We start from the raw sequence: 26,339 nt of genomic DNA on the forward strand, positions 1-26,339 counted from the left end.
GCACAGCAGTCTGTCGATTACAATCTGTACACACATCTACGCAGGAGGTTTCCATGTCTCACAACGTAAAGACTTATACTTTGGGTGATCGTCAGGTTAAACGCCTCGGTTATGGTGCCATGCAGCTCGCAGGCAAAGGCGTGTTTGGCCCGCCAGCCGATGAAAATCGGGCATTACAGGTGCTACGTGATGCGGTGGCTGCTGGCGTGAATCATATCGATACCAGCGACTTTTACGGCCCGCACATTACTAATCAATTGATTAAGAAGGCTCTGCATCCCTATTCCGACGATCTGGTGATCGTCACCAAAGTCGGTGCCCGTCGTGATGCGAAAGGAGGCTGGTTGCCCGCTTTCTCGCCCGATGAGTTGACCCAGGCGGTTGAAGACAATCTGCGTCATCTTGGTCTGGAGGTGATGGAAGTCGTGAATCTGCGTTCGATGCTCGACGTGCACGCACCTGCAGAAGGCTCACTGGAACCGCAGGTCGAAGCGATGATCAAGCTTAAAGAGCGCGGACTGGTTAAGCATATTGGTCTGAGCAACGTAACGGTCAAACAAGTAGAAGACGCGCAGAAAATGACGCCCATCGCCTGTGTGCAGAATCTTTACAATCTGGCGAATCGTCAGGATGAAGCTCTGGTTGATCAACTGGCTGCGCAGGGTATTCCTTATGTGCCGTTCTTCCCACTGGGTGGTTTCTCACCGCTGCAATCCGAGCAGCTTACTGCCGTGGCTGAAGAGTTGAATGCCACTACATTGCAGGTCGCACTGGCCTGGTTACTTCAACGTTCGCCAAACATTCTGTTGATTCCCGGCACATCATCACCAGAACACCTCCAGCAGAATCTCGCCAGTGGCGATCTGGTGTTGAGTGCCGATGTCGTGCAACGTTTAAACGGCATCGCTTAGTCCTGAATGACGCGGCCCTCGGGCCGCCAATCATTATGATTGCAGGCACACACGCCTATGAACGCGATAAAATCCCGCTCTCCACCAGACATGCCTTTAGTACGCCAAATGCATCCTGACACTGACGCTCATCCACGCAGGCATAACCCAGCAGCAATCCCCGTCGCTCTTGCTGGTGCATGTAATATTGCGACAGCGGTCTAACCTTCACACCGCGCCGCAGCGCCAGTGCAGCAATCGCCACATCATCACATCCAGCCGGTAAATTCACCACCAGATGCAAGCCCGCTTCATGATTGACGCGCGGCATGAAATCAGCGCCAAGATAACGCTCAATCAGCCCCGCTAAAAAGCGACGACGCTGGCTGTAGAGTTTGCGCATGCGGCGGATATGCGCCATGTAATGCCCTTTCTGGATAAACTCCGCCAGCGCCCGCTGCACCAATAAATGCCCACCGCGATAGAGTTCCGCCGCCGCCACGCGCAACGGTTGAGCCAGCGCTTTCGGCACCACCAGATAACCGAGTCGCAACGCGGGATAAAGCGTTTTACTGAACGTGCCCATGTAAATCACCGGCGCATCGGGCTCAAAGCCCTGCAGCGAGGGAAAAGGCTGACCGGCGAAGCGAAATTCACTGTCGTAATCATCTTCCACCAGCCAGGTTTTATGTTTGCTGGCCAAATTCAGCAACTGCTTACGTCTTTCCAGACTCAGGTGAACGCCCAGCGGATATTGGTGTGACGGTGTCACAAATATCACCTTCGGTGCCCGACTGCGCGGCGGCAAATCAGGAATAATGCCCTGATCATCGACCGGCATAGCCTGGATTTTCAAACCGTTAATGCGCAAAAGATTTCGCGTACCCCAGTAGCCAGGCTCTTCGATCCACGCCGTATCACCGGGATCGCAAAGCACGCGTGTCACCAGATCAACCGCCTGATGAATTCCTTCCGTGATGATGATTTGATCCGCATCCGCACGCACCGATCGGGCCACGCTGAGATAGTCCGCCAGCGCCTGTCGCAATTGCGGACAGCCGCCATTGCTGCTGTAAATTAGTCGATCGACATCGGGCTCGCGATTTAATCGCGCCTGAATCTGGCTAAAGAGTTTGTGCGGAAACTGCGTGACATCCGGCGCGCCTGGCACAAACGCGCCCCATTGATAAGGAGAGGCGTTGGCATGGCCCAACAGCGATGCACCGCGTTTAGAAATTGCCGCCGTTTTCACGCTCAGCGGCAGCGTCAGGTCATCGCCGCGCGGGCTGTTTAAACACCCTTCAGGCAGCGTTTCGGCGATCCAGGTTCCGCTGCCGGTGCGCGCGGTAACATAGCCCTGTGACATCAAATTTTCATAAACATTGAGTACGGTATTACGCGATACCGATAACTCACGAGCCAAATCCCGCGTGGCCGGTAACCGCGTAGCCCGCGGAAAAATCCCTTCAACAATTGCAGCCTGCATACATGCCAACAGACGCTGTTGCAACGTTCCTTCCGTCATAAACTGCAAACGTTCTAATACATGATCGGCGTATAAACTCCGCAATTGGCTCCATCCTTTTCTCTAAAAGTGGCTCTGGCAACAAACCTTAGCGCAGGGATAAATAAGCGTGTTTGTTGTGATTTGTAAAGACGCTTATCGCTAAGGAAAGGTTATGGAAGGTAAAAACAGCCAGCTGCAACAACGTAAAGATGACGCACTCCCACGTGGCACCGGTAATCTTTGCCAGTGGTATGTCGATCAGGCAGAGAATGCGACGTTGCGTGACGTTGAAGGCAACAGCTGGATTGATTTCGCTGGTGGTATCGCGGTGCTCAATACCGGCCACCGTCATCCGCGCATTGTGAAAGCCATCGCGGAACAGTTAGAAAAATTCACCCATACCGCGTTCCAGGTGACGCCTTACGAGAGCTATGTCGGCCTGGCAGAGCGCATCAACAGCGTGGTGCCCATAGCCGGTAAAGCCAAAACCGCCTTTTTCTCGACCGGTGCTGAAGCGGTAGAGAATGCCGTTAAAGTTGCACGCGCCGCCACACGCCGTCACGGCATTATCACCTTCGGTAACGCGTTCCATGGTCGTACGTTTATGACGATGGCGATGACCGGCAAAGTGGCCCCCTATAAGCGTGACTTTGGCCCGATGCCCGCTTCAGTGTGGCACGCTCGTTATCCCAACAGCGTGACCGGTATTAGCATTGATGATGCGATGGCGAGCCTGCAAGACATCTTCACTCAGGACATCGCGCCGCAAGACGTGGCAGCCATTGTGCTGGAGCCAGTACAAGGCGAAGGCGGTTTCCACATCGCCCCTGCTGAGTTCTTCGTTCGCCTGCGCCAACTGGCCGATCAACACGGCATTCTGCTGATTGCCGACGAAGTGCAAACCGGCTTTGGCCGTACGGGCAAGCTCTTTGCCATGGAACATTACGACGTCAAACCTGACCTTATCACCATGGCGAAAAGTCTGGCGGGAGGCATGCCGCTGTCTGCGGTGAGTGGTCGCGCAGAGGTCATGGATGCGCCAGGTCCAGGTGGTCTGGGTGGCACTTACGCTGGAAACCCGCTGGCAATTGCCGCCGCGCATGCGGTGCTGGATATTATTGCCGAAGAACAACTGTGCGACCGCTCAGAGAAGCTGGGGGCGCAACTGGTTGAATTCCTTAATGAGGCACGTCGTCACTGCTCCGCGATAACCGATATTCGCGCATTGGGTTCGATGGTCGCGGTGGAATTTGCCGAAGCGCAAACCGCTCAGACAATCCAGCAGCAAGCGATGACCCAAGGTTTACTGTTGTTGACCTGTGGTCCACAGGGCAACGTGATTCGCTTCCTCTATCCGCTCACCATTCCGGATGCGCAATTCAGCCAGGCGCTGGAGATTCTCAGCAACCTGCTGAGCGCACACCAGGATTTGTAGGCCCTCAGCTTATCCAGCCCCTGTGCGGGCTGGTTATTCACCTGCTGCAGCCAGGCTGTGCGACGTCACAGCCCTAGAGACAATCTGGAGAAAACAATGAGTTCACAGAATGCCGATGCGCTTGCGCAAGGCTTAAAGCCGCGTCATGTCCGAATGTTATCCATTGCCGGTGTGATTGGTGCCGGACTGTTTGTCGGTTCCGGTCACGCCATCGCCGAAGCAGGACCCGCCGTGTTACTGGCCTACATCGCGGCAGGTGCGCTGGTGGTGCTGATTATGCGCATGTTAGCGGAGATGGCCGTTGCCTCCCCGGACTCCGGCTCCTTCTCCACCTACGCGGATAAATCGCTGGGGCGCTGGGCTGGATTTACCATAGGCTGGCTCTACTGGTGGTTCTGGGTATTGGTGATTCCACTGGAAGCCAATGCCGCAGGCACGATATTGCACAGTTGGTTCCCGCAGATTGCGGTGTGGGAATATACACTGGCGATCACCACGTTCCTGACGGTCAGCAACCTGTTCAGCGTAAAGAATTACGGTGAGTTCGAATTTTGGTTTGCTCTGTTGAAAGTGGTCGCTATTGTCGCTTTCCTGATTGTCGGCAGTCTGGCTATCTTTGGACTGATGCCCGGTAGCAGCACACAAGGTATTTCTCACCTCTATGACACGCATGGCTTTATGCCAAACGGAATCGGTGCCGTACTGGCCGCCATTCTGACCACCATGTTCTCCTTTATGGGAACAGAGATTGTCACTATCGCTGCAGCGGAATCACGTGAACCGAAAAAGCAGATTACGCAGGCCACCAACTCCGTCATCTGGCGTATTGCGTTGTTTTATCTGCTGTCGATATTCATCGTGATTGCACTGGTGCCGTGGAATACCCCATCGCTGATGAAAGCCGGTTCGTATCAAACGGCAATGGAGATGATGAATATTCCTTACGCACGTCAAATCGTCGATGTGGTGGTGTTGATCGCGGTGTGCAGTTGTCTTAACTCTGCGCTCTATACTGCTTCACGCATGCTGTATTCACTCTCCCGTCGTCAGGATGCCCCTGCCGCTGCATCAAAAACCACACGCAGCGGCACCCCATGGGTAGCGGTGATTGCTTCGACTGCCGCCGCGTTCCTTGCGGTGATCGCCAACTATCTGGCACCCGCAGCGGTATTTGAGTTTCTGCTGGCCAGTTCCGGTGCGATTGCATTGCTGGTTTATCTGGTGATTGCGGCCTCGCATCTGGTTCTGCGCAAAAAACGCGAGGCACGAGGTGAGACGTTAAGCTATCGCATGTGGCTATTCCCAGGCTTAACCTGGGCAACCATGGTGTTCATCGTGGGAGTGTTGGTCTCAATGCTGTTTATGCCGGCGCATCGCTCTGAGATCATTGCCACCGGTCTACTCACGTTGGCGGTGTTGATCACCAGCCGCATCGTGCATCGTAAACGCGCCTTACGAGAGCGCGAGGCGTTAGTGGCAGTGCGTTCATAAAGCAAGAGATTTCCGGGCAAGGATGCCCGAATCCTTATTCATATTGCACATCAATGCTAATCGACTCTTCCGGCACGTTGATGACCACCACGCACTTATTCCACACCGGCTTGCCTTCGGTCATATCGTGATCGACGAAGTATTGCTGAAAATCTTTTAGCGCTTCAGTTAAATCCCCAATCGCCTGTGCATCCGGTTCAAACCAGTCTGGTTCGCCGTTTTCATCCAGGTAATCGAACTGATATTCACCGCCTTCGTCATCGGCAAATAGCTCGGCTTTTACGATCAGCTCGCGTGCACCTTGCGGTCCGCAGCTAAAAACGATCATTGCGATGCGGCGGTAAAGGTCTTCATATGTCATGGCAGTGTATTCCTGTTTTTAGTGAGTTCCCGTGCGCAGCGTTAGCCATAGATGGCATGACAACGTTACCGAGGGCTCTTATTGACTTTATAGCTGATGAGAAGAGAATGAGGCTCTTCGAACAGTAAATTGAAAGAAATGGAGTTTATCATAGCCTGTTCCGCGCGTTTCCCCCGTGTTGCCACCCTGAAAAAATCGGCCGCCTTATTGGCTGCTGCACTGCTATTGGCTAGCTGCAGTTCTGAGCCCCCTAAATCCCTGGTCACACCCTTTCCGACTGTGACGCCGAAACCGCATCCCGTGCAACCAGTGGTTAACGCTGAACCGGTGCGCGGCGTCTGGCTCACCACGGTGTCGCGCCTTGACTGGCCGCCCATTGCCTCAGTGAATGCCAGCCCGGCAAATCGCATCAGCCAACAGCAAAAGGCGCTGACCGATAAGCTGGATAAGCTTAAGAGTCTCGGCATTAATACCGTCTTCTTCCAGGTTAAACCCGATGGCACAGCGCTGTGGCACTCTAAAATCTTGCCCTGGTCAGATATGATGACCGGGAAGATCGGGCAGGATCCCGGTTACGATCCGCTGCAGTTTATGCTGGATGAGGCCCATAAGCGTGGCATCAAAGTGCATGCATGGTTTAACCCTTATCGCGTCTCTACTAACGTTAAACCTTCCACCGTAACGGAACTCAACAACACGCTTTCCCTGCATCCCGCCAGTGTATTCGTTCTGCATCGTGACTGGATCCGCACCGCAGGTGACCGTTTTGTATTGGATCCGGGTATTCCTGATGCCCGTGACTGGATCACCAGTATCGTGGCGGAGGTGGTTGCAAATTACGATATCGATGGCGTGCAGTTTGATGACTATTTCTATGCGGAATCACCCGGCTCAACGCTGAATGACAGCGCCACCTTCCACCAGTATGGTGAGGGATACGCCTCGAAAGCGGACTGGCGACGTCACAATACTCAGCAGCTGATTGAACAAGTGTCCCGCACCATTAAGCAGTTAAAACCGCATGTCGAATTCGGCGTCAGCCCTGCCGGTGTATGGCGCAACGTATCACACGATCCCGCGGGCTCAGACACGCGCGGCGCGGCGGCCTACGACGAAGCTTACGCCGATACACGCAAATGGGTGCAGATGGGCCTGTTAGATTACATCGCACCACAGATCTACTGGCCATTTTCACGCCAGGCTGCACGTTATGATGTGCTCGCGAACTGGTGGGCCAATGTAGTCAAACCCACGCACACCCGGCTCTATATCGGTGTAGCGCTGTATAAAGTCGGTGAAACCTCCAAAATGGAGCCAGACTGGACCATCAATGGCGGCGTACCAGAACTGAAAAAACAGCTCGACCTTAATGAATCGGTGCCGCAAATCAACGGCACCATTTTGTTCCGCGAGAATTATCTTAACCAACCGCAAACGCAGCAGGCAGTGAATTATTTGCGCAGCCGTTGGGGCAGTTAATCACTCGTCCTTGTTCTGGCTAACCACAGGCGGCCCCCTGGCCGCCGCTACGCTTTATGCTCAACACCCGCCAGTGCCTCTTCGCTCTGCATCAAGGCAAAAAACGATTCCAGTTCGCGTAACATCATTGATGCGGCAATCGACAATTGACGCTGTGGCGCTACACACAACGACAACGTGAAGGGTTTCAGTACCGTGTCGATTAGCGGAATGAACTTCAATTCACCCCGACGATACTCGTCAACAATATCCAGCCAGCACATCAAACTGATGCCCACCCCATCCCGGACCAGTGAACGCAGCATATGAATGTTATTGGTTCGGCCGACTTCATTCAGGCGAATACCGGAACTATTTACCAGTGCTTCCAGCGGATCGGCCAACATCAGGGGCGCGGCAGGGACAATAAACGGCCAGGATTCGCAGTGGCTGAAACGGATTGATTCCAGCTTTGCCAGTGGATGTTGACTGCTCACCACAATACCCAGACGTAAGTCAGCAAAAGACTTTACCAACAGCTCACGCGAACTTTGTGGATTGAGCATGATGCCAAAATCCGCATCGCCAGCGGTCAGCGCATTGGCGATATGGATGTTGCTCATGGTCGTGAGCGTAAACGAAATGCCGGGATACTCTTCGCGAATGCGTTGCAGAATCGATGAGAAGAAGCCGCGGTTAATGGCATCAATGGTGGCGATATGCACATGACCATGGCGTAAGCCGCGCAGATCGTCCAACTGTGTGCAAACACGACCAAACTCACGCTGCCAGTTTTTTGCCGCATTCAGCAGGATTTCCCCTGCGGCCGTCATACGTAATCCTGATGGATGCCGTTCAAACAGCGGCATATCCAGCTGTTCTTCCACCCGCAAAATTTGCCGGTCAATAGAGGAGGCAGAAACATGCAGTACCTCTGAAGCCTTGCGCAGCGAACCCTGACGCGCCACTTCAGTAAAATAAATAAGAAAACGTGAGAAGGCGAACATAGTAGGTGCTCTCTTTTTTGCAACGCATCATGCGAATTAAACAGATGGACGCTTACACAACCGCAAAATAATAATCGCAGCCATGATAAAAACAAGGGTATGCGCGGCGATAACGCTGATGACAGCCCTGTTCAGACAGGCTGATTATGAAATCAACACACCTGGCTGTCACCGTCATCGCAAAGCAGTCTAACGGTGCTGGCAATCTATTACTGACGCTGGAAAGTGCCAGCGACCACCCTCTCCCGGCCTTCACACCGGGCGCGCATATTGATGTGCACCTTCCAGCAGGAGGCATGCGTCAGTACTCATTATGTTCAGCCGCCAATGCGTCTGCCTATGAGATCTGCGTTCGTCTTGATCCCGCTTCGACTGGCGGTTCACGTTGGGTACATCAACAACTCCTGGTCGGCGACAGGTTAACCCTCTCCGCACCGCGTAACCACTTTCCGCTGCCGGAAGCCCCCCGCACGCTATTGTTCGCTGCCGGGATTGGTCTCACGCCACTGCTGGTGATGGCAGAAGCGTTGGCCGAAAAACAGGCCGATTTCATGCTGCACCTCTATCTCAAACGCCATGATGAGCTGGCGTTTTCCGCACGTCTGACCGCACTGGGTGAGCGTGTGGTTATCCATTACAGCAGTGAAGGCGACAGTCTGCGCACGCAGATCCCCGCCGATCTGCGCATGCCCGCAAACAGCGCCCTGGTGGCCTGTGGGCCCACTGGCTTTATGGAAAGCCTACAGCAACGGGCGCTGGAACAGGGTTGGCAGCAGGACCAGTTGCACAGTGAACGGTTCAAACCCGACAACGCCCCAATCACAGCAGGCGACAGCTTCGAGGTAGAAATTGCCTCCTCCGGCACGCGTTTCACCGTCAGCGAGGAACAAAGTATCGCCGAGGTGCTGGAAGCCGCCGGTATCGACATCGAACTCTCTTGTGAACAGGGGATGTGCGGTGCCTGCATTACCGGTGTTTTGGCGGGTGAACCCGATCACCGCGATGAAGTGCTAAGTCAGAAAGAGCGTGCAGCCAATGACTGCATCGTGCTGTGTTGCTCACGCGCACGTTCTCCGGTTCTGGTACTCGACCTATGAAAACCTATCCGGGCGCAACCGGGGCACGCTTACCCCGCTGGCTATTGCCAGACCATTGGCCAATGCAGGGCGACCAGCCCCAGTTGGCAACCTTACATTTTCATTCCGACGGCCTGCAACTGGCCCCTGATGAAGGGCCGCATGCCGATTATCTGCCGCTCAATGGCGCTCTGGTGCTGCCCGCATTGATTGAGCCGCATGCGCATCTGGACAAAACGTTCACCATCCAGCGCAGTCCGGCACAGCAGCCTGGCTTGCTGGCTGCCATCGCGGCAATGCATCAGGACCGCATGCACTGGAGTCGTGAAGATCTTGAGAAGCGCACCCAGCAAGCGTTGCTCTGGGCGGTGGAGAGCGGCGTAAGCCTGCTGCGTACCCATGTTGACTGGTTCACCACGGAAGCGCCGCTGGCGTGGCAGGTGATCGGTGAAATGCAGCATCCGCTGTGCTGTATCGAACGTGTGGCACTCGCGCCGCTGAGTTTCTTCGCCAATCCGGATGACGCTCAGCATATTGCTACCCAGGTGGCGGCCAGCGGTCCCGGTGCGTTACTGGGCGGTTTTATTCACAGCAGTAACTGGGATGCACAAGCCCTCTTGAACCTGCTTCAGGCTGCCGAACAGCATCAGTTGGATCTCGATCTCCACATTGATGAAGAACTCAATACCGAGGCGCAAGGCATGCGATGGCTGGCGAACACCCTGCAACACCATCCGTTCAGCGGCCAGATTACCTGTAGCCACAGCTGCGCACTGTCACAACAGGAAGATGCGCTCGAGATCCTCGATCTGCTGGCCCAGCAGCGGGTGACTCTGATTGCCCTGCCGTTGACCAACTTGCTGTTACAGGATGCGGTGCCCGGTCGCACCCCGCGCCAGCGCGGGCTGACGCTGGTGAAAGAAGCGCAAACCCGTGGCATTCCTCTGCTGCTCGGGGCTGATAACGTACAAGACGCCTTTTGCCCCCTGGGCAGTTATGACCCGCTCGATACGCTGTTCAGCGGCGTATTGAGCCTGCAATTGGGGGCCGCCTTTGATGAGGCCTCACAGCTTATCTGCCGGGCCGACGCTTTTTATCGCAACGATATGGTGATTTTTCCGCATGCCGATACCGCAAGCTGGCCGCTGCGCCAGCGCCAACGCTATCGGCTTAAACAGGGCGTGCGTTATGGAGAAGCAACAAATGATGCTTGATGAAGGCGCGGGTAAACCGCTGGCGAAATATGCGGCGTGGCGACGCGTCGGCGACTTTATTTTTCTCTCCGGCATTATTCCGGTCAATCCGCAGACGGCCACCATCGTGCGCGGTTACGGCGATATCCCCGAAGCCGCCCAAATGCTGCTAGGACGCAGCGGTGAATTCTCTACGGATTTCAAAGAAGGCCCGATTCTGGCGCAGAGCTGGTACGTACTGGAGAGTATTCGCACCACCATTGAGAGCGCCGGTGGGCAGATGAGCGATGTGTTCAAACTGGTGCAGTACTTCCGCAATCTGGATCACTTTCCACACTACAGCCGGGTTCGCAAGCAGTTCTTCCCGGACGAACCGCCGGTCTCTACTGTGGTGCAGGTCAGCGAAATGCTGCCTAGCCCAGAGGTATTAATCGAAGTTGAAGCCACGGCGTGGTTGCCGCAATAACAAGAGGAAACAGTATGTTGCATGGTTATATTCCGGCAAACCGCTTTTTGCCGTACCTGAGCTGGACCGACATTGCCACCCTGGAAAATAAAGCCAACACGGTGATTGTCCTGCCGACGGGCGCTATCGAACAGCACGGCCCACATCTCCCCTGTGCGGTGGACAGCGTGATTTCATCGGGTGTGGTCGGGCATGCCCTGGCCCGTTTGCCCGCGGAGATCCAGGCTTACGCCATTCCGCCCATTACTTACGGTAAATCCGATGAGCACCTGCACTTCCCCGGTACGCTGACGCTGACGGGAGAAACCCTGCTGCACACCATTCTGGAGATTGGTGAATCCCTTTATCGCGCCGGTTTCCGCAAGTTTTTAATGGTAAATGGACACGGTGGCCAGCCGCAGCCGCTGCAAATGGCGGCGCGTGAACTGCGCCTGCGTCATGGTGACATGATCATCATCATGCAAGACACCTTCAAAGTGCCAAACTGTGCCGAAAGCTTTATGGACGACAAAGAGCGTCAGATGGCGATGCACGCCGGCCACGCGGAAACTGCACTGATGATGGCGCTCGCACCGGATACGGTGCAGATGAGCAAAGCCGTCGCAAATTATCCCCCGGAATTCCCCTGCCCGACGCTTTCCGCCAACAAGCCGATGGCGGCGTGGGCTTCCTATGACTTCGGCCCCAGCGGCGTGATTGGCGATCCCCTGCCTTCTACCCCTGAGCAAGGGGCGGCTATCCTGGATTCGCTGGCCGAAAGTTGGGCACAGGTGATAACCGAAGTGCATCAAATGACCTGGGTGACCCGCGCTGAACCGGCATGGGGCACCGGTCACTGGCAGGGCAAAGTGTTAGACCACCACGACGCAGCATCACTATTACAACCGCGCTAAACGGGAATCACTGATGAATAAAAAATTGAGCATTGTTGCCGCACTTTCGCTGGCACTGTCGGCCCAGAGCATGGCGGCTGAGAAATTCACCTTTATGACCAACTGGTATGCGCAAGCGGAACATGGCGGTTTTTATCAGGCGCTGGCGCAAAACTTGTATAAAGATGCCGGTCTCGACGTCACTATCAAAATGGGTGGCCCACAGGTCCACACCATGCAGTTAATGGCAGCGGGTCAGGCGGACTGCATCATCAGCGATAACATGCAGGCGCTGGAATCCTGGCAGCAAGGGGTTGAAGCCGTCCCGGTTGCCACCACCTTCCAGCATTCGGCGATTGCGTTCCTTACCCATCCGGATGTGAAAGACAAAGCGGATCTACAGGGCAAAACTTTCCTGTTGGCGGCAGAGGCCTACACCTCCTATTGGCCGTGGGCGCAGAGCGCGCTCAATCTGAAAAATGCGCGCGTGCGCCCTTACACCTTCAGTATCCAGCCTTTCCTGGCGGACAACACGCTGGTACAGCAGGGCTATATCACCTCTGAGCCTTTTGCGGTGCAGAAAGCTAATGCGCAAGCCCATGTCTTTCCCATCAGCGACTGGGGTTACCCGCCGTACGGCAACAGCATTGTGTGTATGAAATCGACCATCGAGAAGCGCCCGCAAGCCGTGGCCGCGTTCGTCAAGGCCTCGATGCAGGGCTGGAAAAACTATCTGCAAGATCCAACCGCAGGCAACGCGCTGATCAAGAAAGAGAACCCGCAGATGAGCGACGAGCAGATAGCCTTCGGTATTGCCCAGATGAAGAAATACCAGATGCTCACGGGCGGTGATGCGCAAACGGCGGGCATCGGCATCATCACCGAGCCTCGGCTAAAGCAAACCTGGCAACTGTTGGTGGATAACAAGCTGATCGATCCGGCCAAAGTGCCTTTTGCTGGCAGTTACACCTTGCAGTTCATCCAAGACGCTAAGGTTATGCCATGAACACCGCCAGCAGAATGACGCTGATCGCGCCTGATCGCCAACCGGTGCCGCTGCCTGCCGCGCCGCCGGCAATTGAAGTGCTCTCAGCCGAGAAAATCTACCCTAACGGGACGCGTGCGTTGCTGCCGGTGGATCTGACGATTCGTCAGGGGGAGTTTGTCTCCCTGCTGGGTCCCTCTGGCTGTGGCAAAAGCACCTTGCTGAAGATGATTGCCGGTTTGATTGAACCAAGCGACGGTAAGTTGATGTTGTTCCGCCGCGATCGCCGTGAGAATCAACGTGACCTGCCGCTCTCCTTTGTGTTTCAGGAAGCCACGCTGATGCCCTGGAGCAGCGTGCACAAAAACGTGCGCCTGCCGCTGGACTTAGCGGGCGTGACGCGTGCGGAAGCCGATACCCGCGTGAGGGAGGTTCTGGAACTGGTTGGCTTGGGTCAGTTTGGTCATGTTTTGCCCCGCGAGCTTTCCGGCGGGATGCAGATGCGCGTTTCCATCGCCCGTGGTTTGGTCACGCGTCCTAAGGTGCTGTTAATGGATGAGCCCTTTGGCGCACTGGATGAAATCACCCGCAACAAACTGGACAGCGACCTGCTTGATGTGTGGCAGGAGCAAAAACTGACGGTGGTGTTTGTTACCCACTCGATTCAGGAAGCGGTGTTTCTGTCGCAACGCGTGATCATGATGGCCGCGCGCCCAGGTCGCGTGGTCGATGACATTCGCATTGAAGCCAGCCAACCGCGTGATGATGAGTTTCGGGTCAGTCAACTCTTTACCCAGTATGCGCAGTTGTTACAGCGTGGACTGCTGGCAGCCAGTCAGGAGAGTAAATAATGAAACCGCTCGCAGCAAACCTCAAATTTCAGCAGTGGCTGTTTCCGGCCGTGGTGGCAGTTGCCATGCTGCTGTTGTGGCAGTTTCTGGTCACTGCGTTTAAGGTCCCTGCTTTTCTGGTACCTTCTCCGGTGCTGGTGGCACAAAGCCTGGCGCAAAACTTTCCGTCACTGTTTATGTCATTGCTCTACACCCTGAAAATCACCGTGATCTCTTTTGCGCTGGCGACGATCATCGGTTCGATCGTGGCGTTTTTACTGGTGCAGAATCGTTTTATCGAGACGGCGCTGTTTCCCTATATCGTCTTTCTGCAAGTCACTCCGATTGTGGCTATCGCCCCCTTGATTATTATCTGGGTGAAAGACACTACGTTGTCGCTGGTGGTGTGCGCCACGCTGATGGCGGTATTCCCGATCATCTCAAACACTACCCAGGGTTTACGCAGCGTATCACCGGGTCTGCTGAGCTACTTCAAGCTGAACCATGCCTCGCGTCTGCAAATCTTGTTACGCCTGCGTATTCCCTCCGCATTGCCCTACTTCTTTGGCGCACTGCGCATCTCCAGTGGTTTGTCGCTAATTGGTGCGGTGGTGGCGGAGTTTGTGGCGGGAACCGGTGGCACCGATACCGGGCTGGCCTACCAGATTTTACAGGCTGGCTATCAGCTCAACATTCCGCTGATGTTCGCCGCGTTGTTATTGATTTCCCTGGCGGGCTTCCTGCTCTTTGCCCTGATGTCATGGCTGACGCGCCGCGTATTGGCGGCATGGCATGAGAGTGAGTTAAGCCCGAGTTAATGCAAATGGGCGGACTCTTCACCGCCCAATACGCCCCACACTGATAGGAACACAACATGTCTGAACTCGATCGCCAGTCTGCACTGGCGGCGCTGGTCGCGGCGTTGCCTGAGCTTGACTGGATTAAAGAAGCGCCGAAAGTAAAACGTCTGTCACGTGACTTTCACTGGTTCAGCCCGGTGCTGAAACCGCAACTGGAAGAGAAGTTTGCCGAGCTGGCCGTGCGTCCACGCGATGAGAATGAACTGATGGCGGTGATAGCCGCCTGTGCTAAGGCGCGTATCCCTCTTAATCTGCGCGGTGGCGGAACCGGAAACTACGGTCAGCTTATTCCGCTGGATGGCGGCGTGATGGTCGACATGACGCGCCTGAACAGCGTGACGGCGATGGGCACTGGCACAGTGCGAGCGCAGGCCGGTATTCGCCTGGGCGATCTCGAAGCGCACACGCGCCCACATGGCTGGGAGCTGCGCTGCATGCCCTCAACCTGGAAACTCGCCACCTTAGGCGGTTTATTTGGCGGTGGTTTTGGCGGCGTGGGATCGATTAACTATGGCCCGCTGGCTGCGCCGGGCAACGTGCTCTCGGTACGCATGATGACCATGGAAGAGACGCCGCGCATCATCACACTGCAAGCACCGGATGCTCTGCTGCTACATCATGCCTATGGCAGCAATGGGGTGGTGCTGGAGATTGAACTGGCGTTAGCCCCTTGCCATGACTGGATCGAGCGTCTGGATACTTTCGCCGATTTCGCCTCTGCGATGGCATTTGCCGATGCGCTGGCGCGTTCGCCGGGGCTGGTTAAACGCCAAATCGCGGTATTTGCCGCACCGGTGCTGGATTATTTCAGCGATTTAGCCGACGCGCAGGTCAGCGGCCAGCACGGTGTCATTTCGGTGGTGGGGAGTGAGAGCGATCCCCTGTTGCCAGAGATGTTGAACCAACACCAGGGCCGCAGCACGCTGCACTTTGCCGAAGGCGAAAACAGCGGTCATTCCCTAATTGAGTATTGCTGGAACCACACCACGCTACAGGCGTTGAAGATCGATAAGACCCTGACCTATTTGCAGACCGCTTACGCGGCGGAGAATTATCATCAGCAAGCCTTAGCAATGGAAGCCGAGTTATCGGATGAAGTGATGTCGCACATTGAATTCCTGCGCGATATGAACGGCACCCTCACCTGTAGCGGCCTACCATTAGTGCGTTACAGCAGTGAAGAACGTCTGAATGCCATCATGGATATTTATCGCAGCCATGGCGTGAAAATAAATAATCCCCATGTGATTCATATTGAGGATGGTAAACAGGGCATGGTAAGGGCCGACGTGGTTGCCATGAAGCGCGCCTGTGACCCCCATAATTTATTAAATCCTGGCAAATTACGCGGTTGGGAAGTGCGTGAAACGTTGCCGCCAGTGCATATTCCAGGCGTCAATTAATTAATATTATTTTATTTACTGCAAAGCTGAACGCTGGGTGATCACCTCACCCAGTCAGCGACGTTTTGCTTTCTTAAGACAGGTGTATTTATTTAGGGATCATGCAATGAGAGCACTAAAAAGTGTAGGATTAGTTGCGCTGTTTTTCCCCTTAGCGCCAGCAGCAATGGCCGCCACACAGAGCAATATTAGTGATTGTCAGTACGATGCCAGCGGCGTTGAGAGTTTGACCGATATTTTCACCTGCGGGAAGGTGAGCGGCAGTTTACGTACGCTCTACTACTCCACGCATAATGCGTATTTCTCCAAAGGTTTCAATCAAGATACCACCAGCTACGGTGGCAGTGTGAAATATGAAACCGCCCCAGTGTATGGTTTTCGTGCAGGCGTCAGTGCTATTTTTTTGCGCGGTATCGATCATCCCGATGAAGCCCATACCATCAGTGATATTGGCGATAACCAGACTAACATCGGTGAGGCTTATTTAAGCTGGCAGCAAGACGATTTTAAAATAACAGCGGGCGACCAGCGCATTAATATTCCTTTCGTGGGTGACTACGACTGGCGTATTACGCCGATTCTGTTCCGTGGTGTCGATGCCAATTATGGTGACAGCACCAATTATCTCCATGCCACTAAAGTCTGGCGTTATAAGCCCTGGGGCGACGATCAGTTCCTGAATACCACGGCTTATACCGATATTGATGAACGCACCAACGGCATGTGGGCGATTGGCGGTGGGCGCGGCACACAGTGGGATAACAAGAAACTCACCGGACAGCTGTGGTATCAGGAATATGCTGATTACTCGCGCGTGGTGTATGGCGAAAGCCATCTACAGTGGCAAGACAGGCTGTTTCAGCCGGATGTGGCAGTGCAGTTTATTCGCGGTACCAGCTTAGGCAAGGCATTGGCCGGTGAGGTCAACAGCACCTCTTACGGGGCGCAGCTCGCACTGAGTTTCACCCCCACGTTGAGCTGGAAGCTGGGTTACGATCACATCGCGGCCAGTCCCAACAGCTGGGGCAACGGTTCACTGGTGGTGCCGTATGCGCACAACAGTTCATCGGGTCCCTATTTCGCCCAGCCGTTCTTCACCAGTACTCAGGATCTGGGCAGCGGTAACGCCTATATGACCAACCTGAATTACGTCCTCAATGAGAATCTCTCTTTGGGTACGCAATATTCATTTATGGATCTGAAGCCATCTGCACAGTCCGCCAGCATTAACCAGTCGGAATATTTGGTCTATTTCACCTGGGCATTCAGCGGCGTGCTGAAAGGCTTGAGTGTGACCGATTTTGCCGGGGTACAGACATCACCGTTGTATGATTCGCACTTCTGGCAGAACCGTTTGAGTTTGCAGTACGACTTTTAAAGACAAGCGCCAGCAATCTGGGATTGCTGGCTCCCCCATCAAAACGTGGCGTTCACCCCGACATTCCATGTCACTTGGTGGAAATCATTGTTACTGGCAATGGTAGATACACCTGCAAACGCATTGAAGGTATCCCCCAGCGGCACATTCGCGCCTAAGGACATGTCCAGCCAATTTTTATCGCCGGATGCAACCGTTCCGGCAAACGATGTTTGGGTTGATTTCAGTCCCGCACGCACGGTGGATTCGGTATCACCAAACTGATGATTGTAAGTCACCTGCGCCCAAGGATTAATCAGCCATTCCTGGCTATCAATACGCCAGCCGATCGCACCAATCTGCGAATGCAGAGTTTGATCGGAAAAACGCATCGAAGTACTGCTGTTACCGTTTTCGCTGTAGCCTCCTACACGACCATAGTCCAGCGCATAACTGGCAATCGGACCCGTAGTGATATAGCGGCCCAAGGACAAATCCCAGCCAGTTTGCACTCGCATGCCGAGCAATTTACCGCTGCTGTTGCCCTGCTCAGTGCGGGTTGCCGGACCAATGTTGATACTGCGTTGAATACTGTCGAAATCGAGATCAGCATAGTGTAAATCCGCGTTTATCCAGCCTTGATCAAACAGGGTTAACTGGCTGTAAAGTGCCACCATATTGCCGCGAAGCTTGTAGTCGTATTTTGACGAAGGTTCCATGCGCTGATTACTGTTGGAGAACAACAGGCCGGTTTGCCAGTTTTCGGTGAGCTGATAACCGATACCCAGCGTCAAATTAGTGGTATTGGCATCCCCGTTCTGCCACTCATCTCCCTGATAATCAACATGCTGCCCGGCATAGCCGCCAAAGACCGTGAACTGACCGGCTCTGGCCGGTTTTCGCCGCTGTTGCTGTAAATGTCCGTCCAGTGTGTTGTGCATATCTCGCGCCATCATCAGCGTGGATGATGATAGCGCCGCGACCTGCGCGGGAGCATCAAGGATTGACTGGATATAGTCGGCCAGCATCGCATGGACTGCAGGACTGGGATGGAGACGGTCGGCAAAAAGATAGTTTTGCGCCGTACTAAAGCCCGCATCGGACGATTGGCACTCATCAGCCGAGGTCCCGACCGGACAAGCAATGCCGATCGTATTACTCAGCCCATACTGTGTCGGGTTGGCAATCACTTCATTAAATAATCCGGCGATATCCACGCGAACAATATTGCCTTTTAAGGCTGCCAGTTGCGCCTCTTCTTGCTGGTTATAGCCATCGGATAAAGCTGTTACCTGGGTACTCAGTTCCTGCCAGGCTTTATAAAGCTGCTGCGCCAATGCCTCCTTTACGGCTGGAACGTTAGAAACTTGCCCCGCTGCTGTATTGAAAGCGTCTAGTACCGCTTGCTGACGTGCCGTCGTATCCGGTGTCGCCGCGTTATCCAGTGACTGGAATGCCGCCGCCGTCGCTGAGCTACCCAATGCGCTGAGCACCAACTGCACCATATAAGGTGTTAAGCCCAGCTGCGGCACGTTTGGCACAATCACTGCGCCAGCCCCCGCATCCAACAATGTTTTCACTTGGGAGGCTGCCGAATTGGCGCTATTGGCGATGGTGGCGGTGGCTGTCAGCGGATTGGTTACCGCAGCAGCGATATCGTTGGCGCCGACCCAGTGAATATATAATCCGTTGCTGTCAGCGCGTCCCCCCGTGGATTGCAAATACGCCGCCAACTGATCTTGAGTATTTAGTAGAGGATCGAGTGCCGGTACGGCCACCGCGCCCCCCTGCGCATAATTACTACCGCCGAATTTTGATGCCTGTAAATTCTCACCCAACTGAGCCGCGAGAATTTCGTCATAAAGCGGGTGTTGCGCGCCATCGGCGGTGAAACGGCCAATGTTGCCGCTATCACTTAGGCTGTCGCCAAACACGGTGAGACTATCCCAAGCCTGTGCGACAGGTATTGAAGCCAGCGAAGCAGCCACAGCCATAGCAGAAAACGCGTATTTGCAGTTCTTCATCATCAACTCCGTGATGGCCAGACGAGACCGTCTGGACACTAAAAGATGGGCTTACGCTTGTTCACAGCAGCAACGTAAGCCAGCAAAGTCGCATTAAATATGCGGAAAGGTGCAAAAGAGATAACAAGGACGTTTAAGGTTTAGACAGGGAGGGGCATTAACACCAGTGACTTAAGTTAAATTTGTTAAGTCGCTCGTCGCCCCCAGAGGGTTTGCATCTTGATAATCGTTTCACTAATCCATTCATGCTTTTTCGCGCCTGGTGCCCAGAGTGTCACCAGCGTAAGGTGAAGTCCCTGGTGGCCGACCTCCGTGGACAGTGCCTGCACCTGGTCCCATTTCTCTGCCTGAAAATGGGTGGGTAAAAACCCCCAACCCTGTCCCTGCTCCATCAGACTCTGCAACATGGTTCGCTCATTGATAAACAGCGATTGTCCCGAAATTTGCAGGCGCTGTGTGATCTGCTCATCAGCATGTGCATGCATTACCAATTGCGGTTCTAATGCCAGGTTAAGGAGTGTCAGTGGCAGGGATTGGTTAGCAAACAAGGCTTGGGCAGCGTAGAAGTTCAGTTCAATCGCACCTAACGCACTCCACTCCAATTCATTGCCTAAAGTGCGGTTTACCGCCTGACAAATCGCCACATCCGCGTTGCCCGCTTTCAGCGCCGCTTCCGCTTCAGCGCGCGAAGCGCACCAGAGGCTCAAGCGCACCTGCGCAGCACTGAATTCAGTAATCAGATCTTGCAAGAATGCCTGGGGAACAAAAGGATCGTACACCAAAGTGATGTGTTCCATGCGCGCCTCGGGCAACGTGCGCGCATAGGATTCAAAGGCATGCGCCTGCCGAACCAATAGATGCGCTTGGCGGTGCAATTGCTCGCCTTTGGCCGTCAGGGACAATCTGCGTCCCTCCCGCAGAAACAACGTGTAGCCCAACGCATCCTCAAGGTAATCCAGCAAATCACGTACGGTGGTGCGATCTTTTCCCAGTTTCTCTGCGGCGCGCGACACAGTGCCGCACTCCGCTATCGCGGCAAAGGCCTCAATTTGTGAAAAGGAATAACGCAGCGCATTCATTAGCCATCTCCAGATGATTTTTCGGGGGAATTTCCCCCAGAAGCTGATTTTAACCTGTGTCCGCCACTTTCTATACTCGCCGCACGATTAACAGCACAATCAAGGCATCCTCGATGAAACGACGTTCCCCGTTCAAACCTCTATTGCTCTCCTTCTCATTGTTTTTCTGCGGCTATGCAACTGCCGCAACGGACTGTGGCAGCATCACGCTGAGCCCGTGTCCCACCCCCTTTGATCAGCACTTGCCAGATACCCACGACATGCTTAATTGGAATCAAAAAGATCGCGTGGTGGGATTCCGCAATGACTATCGCAACTATGCCGGAGATGTGTTTCGCCACGGCCCTTCTACACCGCTAGCCCATGCGGATAAAACGCTGGTTGACGCGCGTTATCAAATCAATGGCAACACCTATCACCTCGCGGACTATCTGAAGCGTGAAAATGTCGCGGGGATGCTGGTGCTGAAAAATGGCAAGGTGGCATACAAATATTTTGCCGAGGGCAACACCGATAGCACGTTGTGGACCTCACGTTCAGTAGGCAAATCTGTGGTGTCTACTTTGGTGGGTATCGCCATCAAGCAAGGCAAAATACATTCACTGGATGACAAGGTCACGGCTTATGAACCTGACTTGAAAGGGACAGCCTGGGACGGCGTCACCCTTAAGCAGTTGATGCAGCACACCTCCGGGGTGGCCTGGAATGAGGATTACACCAATCCGAAATCTGACTTTGCCCAACTGACCCAGTGCGAAGCACAGGCTGGCACCTACGATTGCGTTCGCAATATCGTCACCCATTTAAAACGCGCACATCCGGCGGGTGAGCAGTGGTCATACTCATCCGGTGGCGCATGGCTTTTAGGGGATGTACTGGAACACGCTACCGGCATGTCCCTGGCCGCTTATCTACAGCAAACCTTGTGGCAACCCAACGGTATGGCCAGCGATGGTGTGTGGCATGCCTATCAGCCCGGTAAACACGATGTCGGCGCCCACGGTTTCAATGCCACCCTGGAAGATTGGGCGAGGTTTGGCGAGTTCATTCTGCGTGATGGACGTCTGCCGAATGGCAAACAGATTTTGCCAGCCAACTGGGTGAATGACGCCGCAAACTGGACTAAGGCACAACACTCCGTCAGCCCTGCCCATCCAGATGGTCTTTACGGTTATCAGTGGTGGAACAATGCCATACCGGTGAATGCACAACATGTGGTTCCCTCGCCGGCTGGAGGATTGCAGCACTCGCTGTGGGCACTGGGGATTTATGGCCAAATCATTATGGTTAATCGCGCCGAAAATCTGGTGATCGTACAGTGGTCAACTTGGCCACAAGCCGAGCCTTCATTCAGCGCACAGCCTTTGGAAGCTGCTCTAATGTACAGTGCGATAGCTCAACAATTACATTGATGATGATCCTCACCTTGCCGCGGTGACATTGCGGCAAGGCGAGAGTTTTATCTCGATATCATCATCATCATGTCCATGCATGACCTCAATCAGGCGATGTCGATAGCGGATCGCATCGTCTTATTAAACAAGGGGCGTTTATGTTTTGATGGTGCACCTAAAACCCTTGCCAGTACCGAATTAATTAAAGAGGTTTACTGTGTGAAAGGCCGCTTTGTGCCGTTACCCGGTGATGGTGCGCCCCATTTTGATGTGGAACTTTCGCATCGCATGGTCTAAAGAGAATAAGGGGCGTTGTGATGGTTGCCCTCTTTTTAATCTGAGGACATGCATTTTAATTAAATCTTTTAAACACTCCGCCGATAACTGAAGGTGCACAGTACGACACGAGCCAGCGCCGGTTCGTTTATGACAACATCAGGCAAAGCATAACCATTACAAATCCGACCTGCGCTCGCGCAAAGAGGCACCATCGTAAGGTGAAGTGTCCGGTTAAGGGAAATCCAGCGGAGCAGCTAAAGCTGCACGCCTTATGTTCAACGACATAATCTTGCCTGAGGTCACACATGTTTGGGGTGAAGAAATCCAGCCTTTCTCTGCCATTTTATAAAAGTGGCGATGTTATTAAGGATATCAATGCGATAAAGCATCATGTGGCATGGATTGAGTTTTCGCCCGCAGGGGAAATTCTCAGCGCCAATCAGCAATTCCTCGACGTTACCGGTTACACGCTGCATGAAATTCAAGGGCAGCATCACCGCATTTTTTGTAGCCCAGCCTATGCGCAATCCTCTGAATATTACGCTTTCTGGCAAAGCCTGGCGTCAGGTGAGTCGGCAACCGGCATTTTTGAACGCTATAACAAACAGCGTCAGCGTTTCTATTTGAGCGCCACCTATTTCCCGGTGAGTGATGACAAAGGCAAAGTGTACAAGGTGATTAAAGTCGCCACTGACATTACCGAACGTCATCAGGAACTGGAGCAAAAAGAGGCGGTGATTACCGCGTTGGATCGATCCATGGCGGTGATCGAATTTACGCCCGATGGCCATATCCTCACGGCCAATGCCAATTTCCTCACCCATATGGGTTATGAGCTGAAAACGATTGTGGGTCAGCACCATCGCCTCTTCTGTTTCGACAACTTTTATCGTGAAAACCCGGATTTCTGGCGCAAGATTGGCAAAGGTCAGCACTTTGTCGGACGCTTCGAGCGCAAAACCGCGGATGGCGAGCGCATCTGGTTAGAAGCCAGCTATAACCCGGTGTTAGATGCGGATGGCAAAGTCTATAAGGTGATTAAAATTGCCTCGGACATTACCGCGCGCGTTGAAGCCGCCAAGCGTGTGGCAGATATCGCCCTCACTACTTCAGGACAGACATCGCAAATTACCGATAACGCCAACGAAGTGCTGGAAGAGACTATTCGTAATTCTGGCTTGGTTGGCGTGCAGGTGAATGCGGCTTCAGAAATTGGTGTGCAGCTTAATGAATCAGCGAAAAGCATCAATGAAGTGGTCGAGACGATCAACCTGATCGCATCACAAACCAATATTCTGGCGCTCAATGCCGCCATTGAGGCAGCACGTGCTGGTGAGGCTGGGCGTGGCTTCAGCGTGGTTGCGGATGAAGTCCGAAGACTGGCGGCATCTACCTCCAGCGCCACCAAGAAAATTACGCAAGTGGTGGAGCATAACGCTCGATTGATTCAGCAAATGGACCAACAACTGGAAGAAGTGAAACAGTTTGTGGTCACTGAACAGGATAAAATCGGCGTGCTATCACGCAGCCTGCGCGAGATAAACAGTGGCGTACACGAGTTTGTGAACGTGATTCATCGTCTGGATGTGTGAGATTACGATTTTTTGCGCGACAGTATAGATTTTGTGGTCAATGATTAAGCGCTAATGAAAATGAATCGGCGACAATGCCTTAGGTCGCCCTCTCTAGAATGCGCTTAAGAGGGAATATGAACTCCATACTGTCGGATAAAAAACCATTAGTCGCCACCGGTGAATTTTCAATCACCCTTTCTCCACCAGAAGCGGTTCTTCGTGAAGGAGCACCGACTTCTGGCCGTCATACATTAAGCAAGACCTATCAAGGTGGATTACAAGGCCGTGCCAGCGGTGAAATGCTGTCAGCGGGTCAGCCGCAGAATGGCCAAGCTTCGTACGTCGCGATTGAATCGTTCACGGGTACATTGGGTGGTCAAAGGGGCGGTTTCTCCCTGGCACACTTTGGCGAGATGGATAATGGCAGTGAAACACTGAAGGTCAACATTGTGCCGGGTTCAGGTAACGGTGAGCTGACGGGTATTCGCGGCCATTTGCAAATACGCCGTGATACCGGCAAACATTTCTACACATTAACCTACTGGATTATTTACTAGGCGCGCTCTAGAGTGATCCATCACGCCGGGTAACTCAGCGTTAGCCCGTGATCCCCACCTTTTAATAGGGCGGGACAAATGGATAAACCAGACAAGGATCATGTCAAAATGACGAATACATTCAAAATATTGGGCGTATCGGGCAGCCTGCGCCAAGCCTCTCTTAATTCGACATTTTTACGCGCAATGCAGCATCTCTGCCCCGAGGGATGTTCATTTGATATTTATCCCCGTCTACAGGACATTCCACTGTTCAACCCTGATGCGGATGAAACCGAAGCACCCGCGCCGTCAGTGGCGATGTGGCGTGCGGCGCTACTTCGTGCCGATATGGTCCTATTGGCCAGCCCTGAGTATGCGCATGGTGTCACAGGTGTGATGAAGAATGCATTGGACTGGATAGTCAGCAGTGGTGAACTTACCGATAAACCCTTGGCCTTTCCTAACCTCTCTGTCCGTACCGATCTCGCCTGGCAGCAACTGGCTGAGACGTTAAAAGTGATGGGGGGTCAATTAATCCAAGAATGCAGCCCGCACGCTTCGCTCTCGAAACCGCTTGTTCTACCTGACATATCAGAACAAACGTTGCTAGAAAACAGAGCGGTAGCTGAGAGACTTCAACAGTTGTGGGCGAACATCATCGCACATCTGCAAGCCACGACTGTTAAGCCGTGACTGCATTTTTGCGCGCATTACATCATCTGCGGTTCGCGGATGGCATTACCCTTCGCAAAGCGCGTCAGACTGTATGGCGAGGCATCTGTATACAGCGGTTGGTTGTTGACCATCTGCGCACACAGTAAACCTGCGCCGGGGCCGATACCAAAACCGTGCCCACTGAAGCCAGATGCGATGAACAGGCCCGGAACACTCGCCATTTCATCGATAACCGGCACGAGATCGGGCGTGGTATCTATCCATCCCCCCCACGCATGATCGACTTTAATTCCGTTGAGTTGAGGATAGAGTTTAACCAGCATCTGCATCGCTTCCTGCACAATCGCGTTATCTGCTGCAGGATCCAGCACTCGAATCTTCTCAAACGGCGAGACACTTTGGTTGGTCCAGGAGCCAGCGGCTTCCGGGCCGTTAAAGAATGAACCGTTTAGGCGAATTTTGAGTTTTTTGGCAATTTTGCTACGAAACATCGGGTAGAACTTCGTGGCGTAGCGGATGTTTTGCGGTGCCAAATCAATCTGTCCGCGTCCCGACAACGCGACGGTATAGCTGCCATCCTGACGTCGACGTATGCACAAACCGCCAGCACTGAGGCTGCCCTTGATCACTTCTGGCGCAGTCGTGGTTTTAAACGCCGAACCTAAAATATTTGCGGCTGGCAATTCGATGCCGTATTGCTTGCAGAATCGCGAACTCCAGGCACCGCCACAGCAAATGACCCGATTGGCTTTTACCAATCCACGCTCTGTCCACACGCCAGTAACACGACCACCGCTAATATCAAGCCCGCGCACCGCACAGTTTTGATGCACAGAGGCACCCAGATTCTTGGCTCCGATGGCTATCGCCGGAGCCGCCATTGAGGGTTCAGCGCGCGCATCACTCGGTGACCACACGCCGCCCACCCAAGGCGTGTCATCACCAATCCGATCGCGCGTCTCTTTCGCCGTCATAAGATGGCTGACGAATCCAATCTGTTTCGCCTGTTTTCCCCATGCTTCCCAGCGCGCGACATCACTCTCGCTCAATGTGCCATAGGTGATACCCTGGCGGCTGAAGCCGAGGTCAAGGCCGATTTCTTCGCTCAACGCATCCCAGCGCTGTAGACTGCGGATCGCCATGGGCAACTCGTACAGATCGCGATTTTGTTGACGAACCCAGCCCCAGTTGCGTCCTGACTGTTCACCGCCGATCACGCCTTTCTCAAACAGCGCAACCGAAACACCTTGTTTTGCCAGTTCATAACTCACTGAGGTACCGATAATCCCACCGCCGATAACGATGACATCGACAGCCGAAGGGAAAGTTTCGCTGTCTATAACCTTATTGATTTGAATGCGCATCTTGTTAAATCCTGCCAATTAAACATGTTTTCCAGGGAGAAGGTTGTAGGTATCCAGGGCTGGAGCATCGCTGTTTTGCCGCCGTTGTTTTCGCGATCCATTACCACTATGACTTTACCGAATATTTAAGTCACTGCCAGCCCGTGCATTTCTTCATTACAAAAGATTCTGCCAAAGGCGAAGTCAGAACCACGCGAATATTTTTTTTGCCCGCTGATAT

24 protein-coding genes are annotated in these 26,339 nt (G+C 53.7%); 18 read left to right on the forward strand and 6 right to left on the reverse strand.

The features are described 5' to 3' along the window. Nucleotides 1-53: 53 nt before the first annotated feature. Nucleotides 54-911, forward strand: a complete 858-nt coding sequence (locus tag F3J38_RS03770) for an aldo/keto reductase family oxidoreductase (protein WP_167135200.1) — start codon at nt 54-56, stop codon at nt 909-911. A gap of 55 nt (nt 912-966) precedes the next feature. Here F3J38_RS03770 and pdxR read toward each other — a convergent pair whose 3' ends face one another. Further along, a complete protein-coding gene (gene pdxR, locus F3J38_RS03775; protein ID WP_205298098.1) occupies nt 967-2,460 on the reverse strand; it encodes a MocR-like pyridoxine biosynthesis transcription factor PdxR in 1,494 nt (497 codons plus the stop codon). Nucleotides 2,461-2,569: 109 nt separating this feature from the next. Here pdxR and gabT point away from each other — a divergent pair, with 109 nt between their 5' ends. Together gabT and gabP are read left to right on the forward strand one after the other, a co-directional pair. Beyond that, the gene (gabT, locus tag F3J38_RS03780; RefSeq protein WP_167135202.1) at nt 2,570-3,832 is read left to right on the forward strand and encodes a 4-aminobutyrate--2-oxoglutarate transaminase; all 1,263 of its coding nucleotides are present in this window, start codon (nt 2,570-2,572) and stop codon (nt 3,830-3,832) included. 96 nt (nt 3,833-3,928) lie between these two features. Then, nucleotides 3,929-5,323 carry a GABA permease gene (gabP, locus tag F3J38_RS03785; RefSeq protein ID WP_167135204.1) on the forward strand — a complete coding sequence of 465 codons (1,395 nt, stop codon included), beginning with the start codon at nt 3,929-3,931 and terminating at the stop codon, nt 5,321-5,323. A 34-nt stretch (nt 5,324-5,357) separates the two neighbouring features. Here the strand turns inward: gabP and F3J38_RS03790 are convergent, their stop codons facing one another. Then, on the reverse strand, nt 5,358-5,684 hold the full coding sequence (locus F3J38_RS03790; RefSeq protein ID WP_034829827.1) for a hypothetical protein: 327 nt from the start codon (nt 5,682-5,684) through the stop codon (nt 5,358-5,360). A gap of 138 nt (nt 5,685-5,822) precedes the next feature. Between F3J38_RS03790 and F3J38_RS03795 the strand changes: the two genes are divergently transcribed. After that, nucleotides 5,823-7,163, forward strand: a complete 1,341-nt coding sequence (locus tag F3J38_RS03795; protein ID WP_167135206.1) for a glycoside hydrolase family 10-like protein — start codon at nt 5,823-5,825, stop codon at nt 7,161-7,163. A 47-nt stretch (nt 7,164-7,210) separates the two neighbouring features. On the opposite strand, the gene F3J38_RS03800 is transcribed toward F3J38_RS03795, so the two are convergent. Beyond that, on the reverse strand, nt 7,211-8,149 hold the full coding sequence (locus F3J38_RS03800) for a LysR family transcriptional regulator (RefSeq protein WP_167135208.1): 939 nt from the start codon (nt 8,147-8,149) through the stop codon (nt 7,211-7,213). Between the two features lie 146 nt (nt 8,150-8,295). Between F3J38_RS03800 and F3J38_RS03805 the strand changes: the two genes are divergently transcribed. The 9 genes from F3J38_RS03805 to F3J38_RS03845 all read left to right on the forward strand — a co-directional run bounded on the left by F3J38_RS03805 (nt 8,296) and on the right by F3J38_RS03845 (nt 17,212). After that, nucleotides 8,296-9,246: a PDR/VanB family oxidoreductase gene (locus tag F3J38_RS03805; protein WP_205298099.1), complete on the forward strand. Its 951-nt coding sequence runs from the start codon at nt 8,296-8,298 to the stop codon at nt 9,244-9,246. Further along, nucleotides 9,243-10,439 (forward strand): amidohydrolase family protein, encoded by a 1,197-nt coding sequence (locus F3J38_RS03810; RefSeq protein ID WP_167135210.1) that lies wholly within the window; start codon nt 9,243-9,245, stop codon nt 10,437-10,439. The genes F3J38_RS03805 and F3J38_RS03810 overlap by 4 nt, the downstream gene beginning before the upstream one ends. Continuing rightward, nucleotides 10,429-10,884, forward strand: a complete 456-nt coding sequence (locus tag F3J38_RS03815; RefSeq protein ID WP_167135593.1) for a RidA family protein — start codon at nt 10,429-10,431, stop codon at nt 10,882-10,884. Before F3J38_RS03810 ends, F3J38_RS03815 begins: the two co-directional genes overlap by 11 nt. A gap of 14 nt (nt 10,885-10,898) precedes the next feature. Then, the gene (locus F3J38_RS03820) at nt 10,899-11,777 is read left to right on the forward strand and encodes a creatininase family protein (RefSeq protein WP_167135212.1); all 879 of its coding nucleotides are present in this window, start codon (nt 10,899-10,901) and stop codon (nt 11,775-11,777) included. A gap of 13 nt (nt 11,778-11,790) precedes the next feature. Continuing rightward, a complete protein-coding gene (locus F3J38_RS03825) occupies nt 11,791-12,762 on the forward strand; it encodes an ABC transporter substrate-binding protein (protein WP_167135214.1) in 972 nt (323 codons plus the stop codon). Next, nucleotides 12,759-13,592, forward strand: a complete 834-nt coding sequence (locus tag F3J38_RS03830; RefSeq protein WP_167135215.1) for an ABC transporter ATP-binding protein — start codon at nt 12,759-12,761, stop codon at nt 13,590-13,592. Before F3J38_RS03825 ends, F3J38_RS03830 begins: the two co-directional genes overlap by 4 nt. Continuing rightward, entirely contained in the window at nt 13,592-14,389 is a 798-nt protein-coding gene (locus F3J38_RS03835) for an ABC transporter permease (RefSeq protein ID WP_167135217.1), read from the forward strand. The genes F3J38_RS03830 and F3J38_RS03835 overlap by 1 nt, the downstream gene beginning before the upstream one ends. Before the next feature lie 56 nt (nt 14,390-14,445). Beyond that, nucleotides 14,446-15,834 (forward strand): FAD-binding oxidoreductase, encoded by a 1,389-nt coding sequence (locus F3J38_RS03840; RefSeq protein ID WP_167135219.1) that lies wholly within the window; start codon nt 14,446-14,448, stop codon nt 15,832-15,834. A 106-nt stretch (nt 15,835-15,940) separates the two neighbouring features. Next, nucleotides 15,941-17,212, forward strand: coding sequence for a TonB-dependent receptor (locus F3J38_RS03845; protein ID WP_167135221.1), 1,272 nt, complete (start codon nt 15,941-15,943; stop codon nt 17,210-17,212). Between the two features lie 38 nt (nt 17,213-17,250). Here the strand turns inward: F3J38_RS03845 and F3J38_RS03850 are convergent, their stop codons facing one another. Together F3J38_RS03850 and F3J38_RS03855 are read right to left on the reverse strand one after the other, a co-directional pair. Continuing rightward, nucleotides 17,251-19,215 carry an autotransporter outer membrane beta-barrel domain-containing protein gene (locus tag F3J38_RS03850; protein ID WP_167135595.1) on the reverse strand — a complete coding sequence of 655 codons (1,965 nt, stop codon included), beginning with the start codon at nt 19,213-19,215 and terminating at the stop codon, nt 17,251-17,253. Between the two features lie 185 nt (nt 19,216-19,400). Continuing rightward, entirely contained in the window at nt 19,401-20,294 is an 894-nt protein-coding gene (locus F3J38_RS03855) for a LysR family transcriptional regulator (RefSeq protein WP_167135223.1), read from the reverse strand. Nucleotides 20,295-20,407: 113 nt separating this feature from the next. On the opposite strand from F3J38_RS03855, the gene F3J38_RS03860 reads away from it, so the two are divergent. From F3J38_RS03860 to F3J38_RS03880, 5 genes are all read left to right on the forward strand, one after another. Further along, the gene (locus tag F3J38_RS03860) at nt 20,408-21,706 is read left to right on the forward strand and encodes a serine hydrolase domain-containing protein (RefSeq protein ID WP_167135225.1); all 1,299 of its coding nucleotides are present in this window, start codon (nt 20,408-20,410) and stop codon (nt 21,704-21,706) included. Nucleotides 21,707-21,775: 69 nt separating this feature from the next. Beyond that, nucleotides 21,776-21,985: an ATP-binding cassette domain-containing protein gene (locus F3J38_RS03865; protein ID WP_167135227.1), complete on the forward strand. Its 210-nt coding sequence runs from the start codon at nt 21,776-21,778 to the stop codon at nt 21,983-21,985. Between the two features lie 287 nt (nt 21,986-22,272). Continuing rightward, nucleotides 22,273-23,559: a methyl-accepting chemotaxis protein gene (locus F3J38_RS28310; RefSeq protein ID WP_167135229.1), complete on the forward strand. Its 1,287-nt coding sequence runs from the start codon at nt 22,273-22,275 to the stop codon at nt 23,557-23,559. A 116-nt stretch (nt 23,560-23,675) separates the two neighbouring features. Next, complete coding sequence (locus tag F3J38_RS03875) at nt 23,676-24,098, forward strand: DUF3224 domain-containing protein (protein WP_167135231.1); 423 nt, start codon at nt 23,676-23,678, stop codon at nt 24,096-24,098. 78 nt (nt 24,099-24,176) lie between these two features. Continuing rightward, complete coding sequence (locus tag F3J38_RS03880; protein WP_240155881.1) at nt 24,177-24,773, forward strand: NADPH-dependent FMN reductase; 597 nt, start codon at nt 24,177-24,179, stop codon at nt 24,771-24,773. A 17-nt stretch (nt 24,774-24,790) separates the two neighbouring features. On the opposite strand, the gene F3J38_RS03885 is transcribed toward F3J38_RS03880, so the two are convergent. Next, nucleotides 24,791-26,119 carry an NAD(P)/FAD-dependent oxidoreductase gene (locus F3J38_RS03885; RefSeq protein WP_167135233.1) on the reverse strand — a complete coding sequence of 443 codons (1,329 nt, stop codon included), beginning with the start codon at nt 26,117-26,119 and terminating at the stop codon, nt 24,791-24,793. Nucleotides 26,120-26,339: the final 220 nt, after the last annotated feature.

This window comes from Candidatus Pantoea formicae, assembly GCF_011752625.1.
In the GTDB taxonomy this organism is placed as follows: domain Bacteria; phylum Pseudomonadota; class Gammaproteobacteria; order Enterobacterales; family Enterobacteriaceae; genus Pantoea; species Pantoea formicae.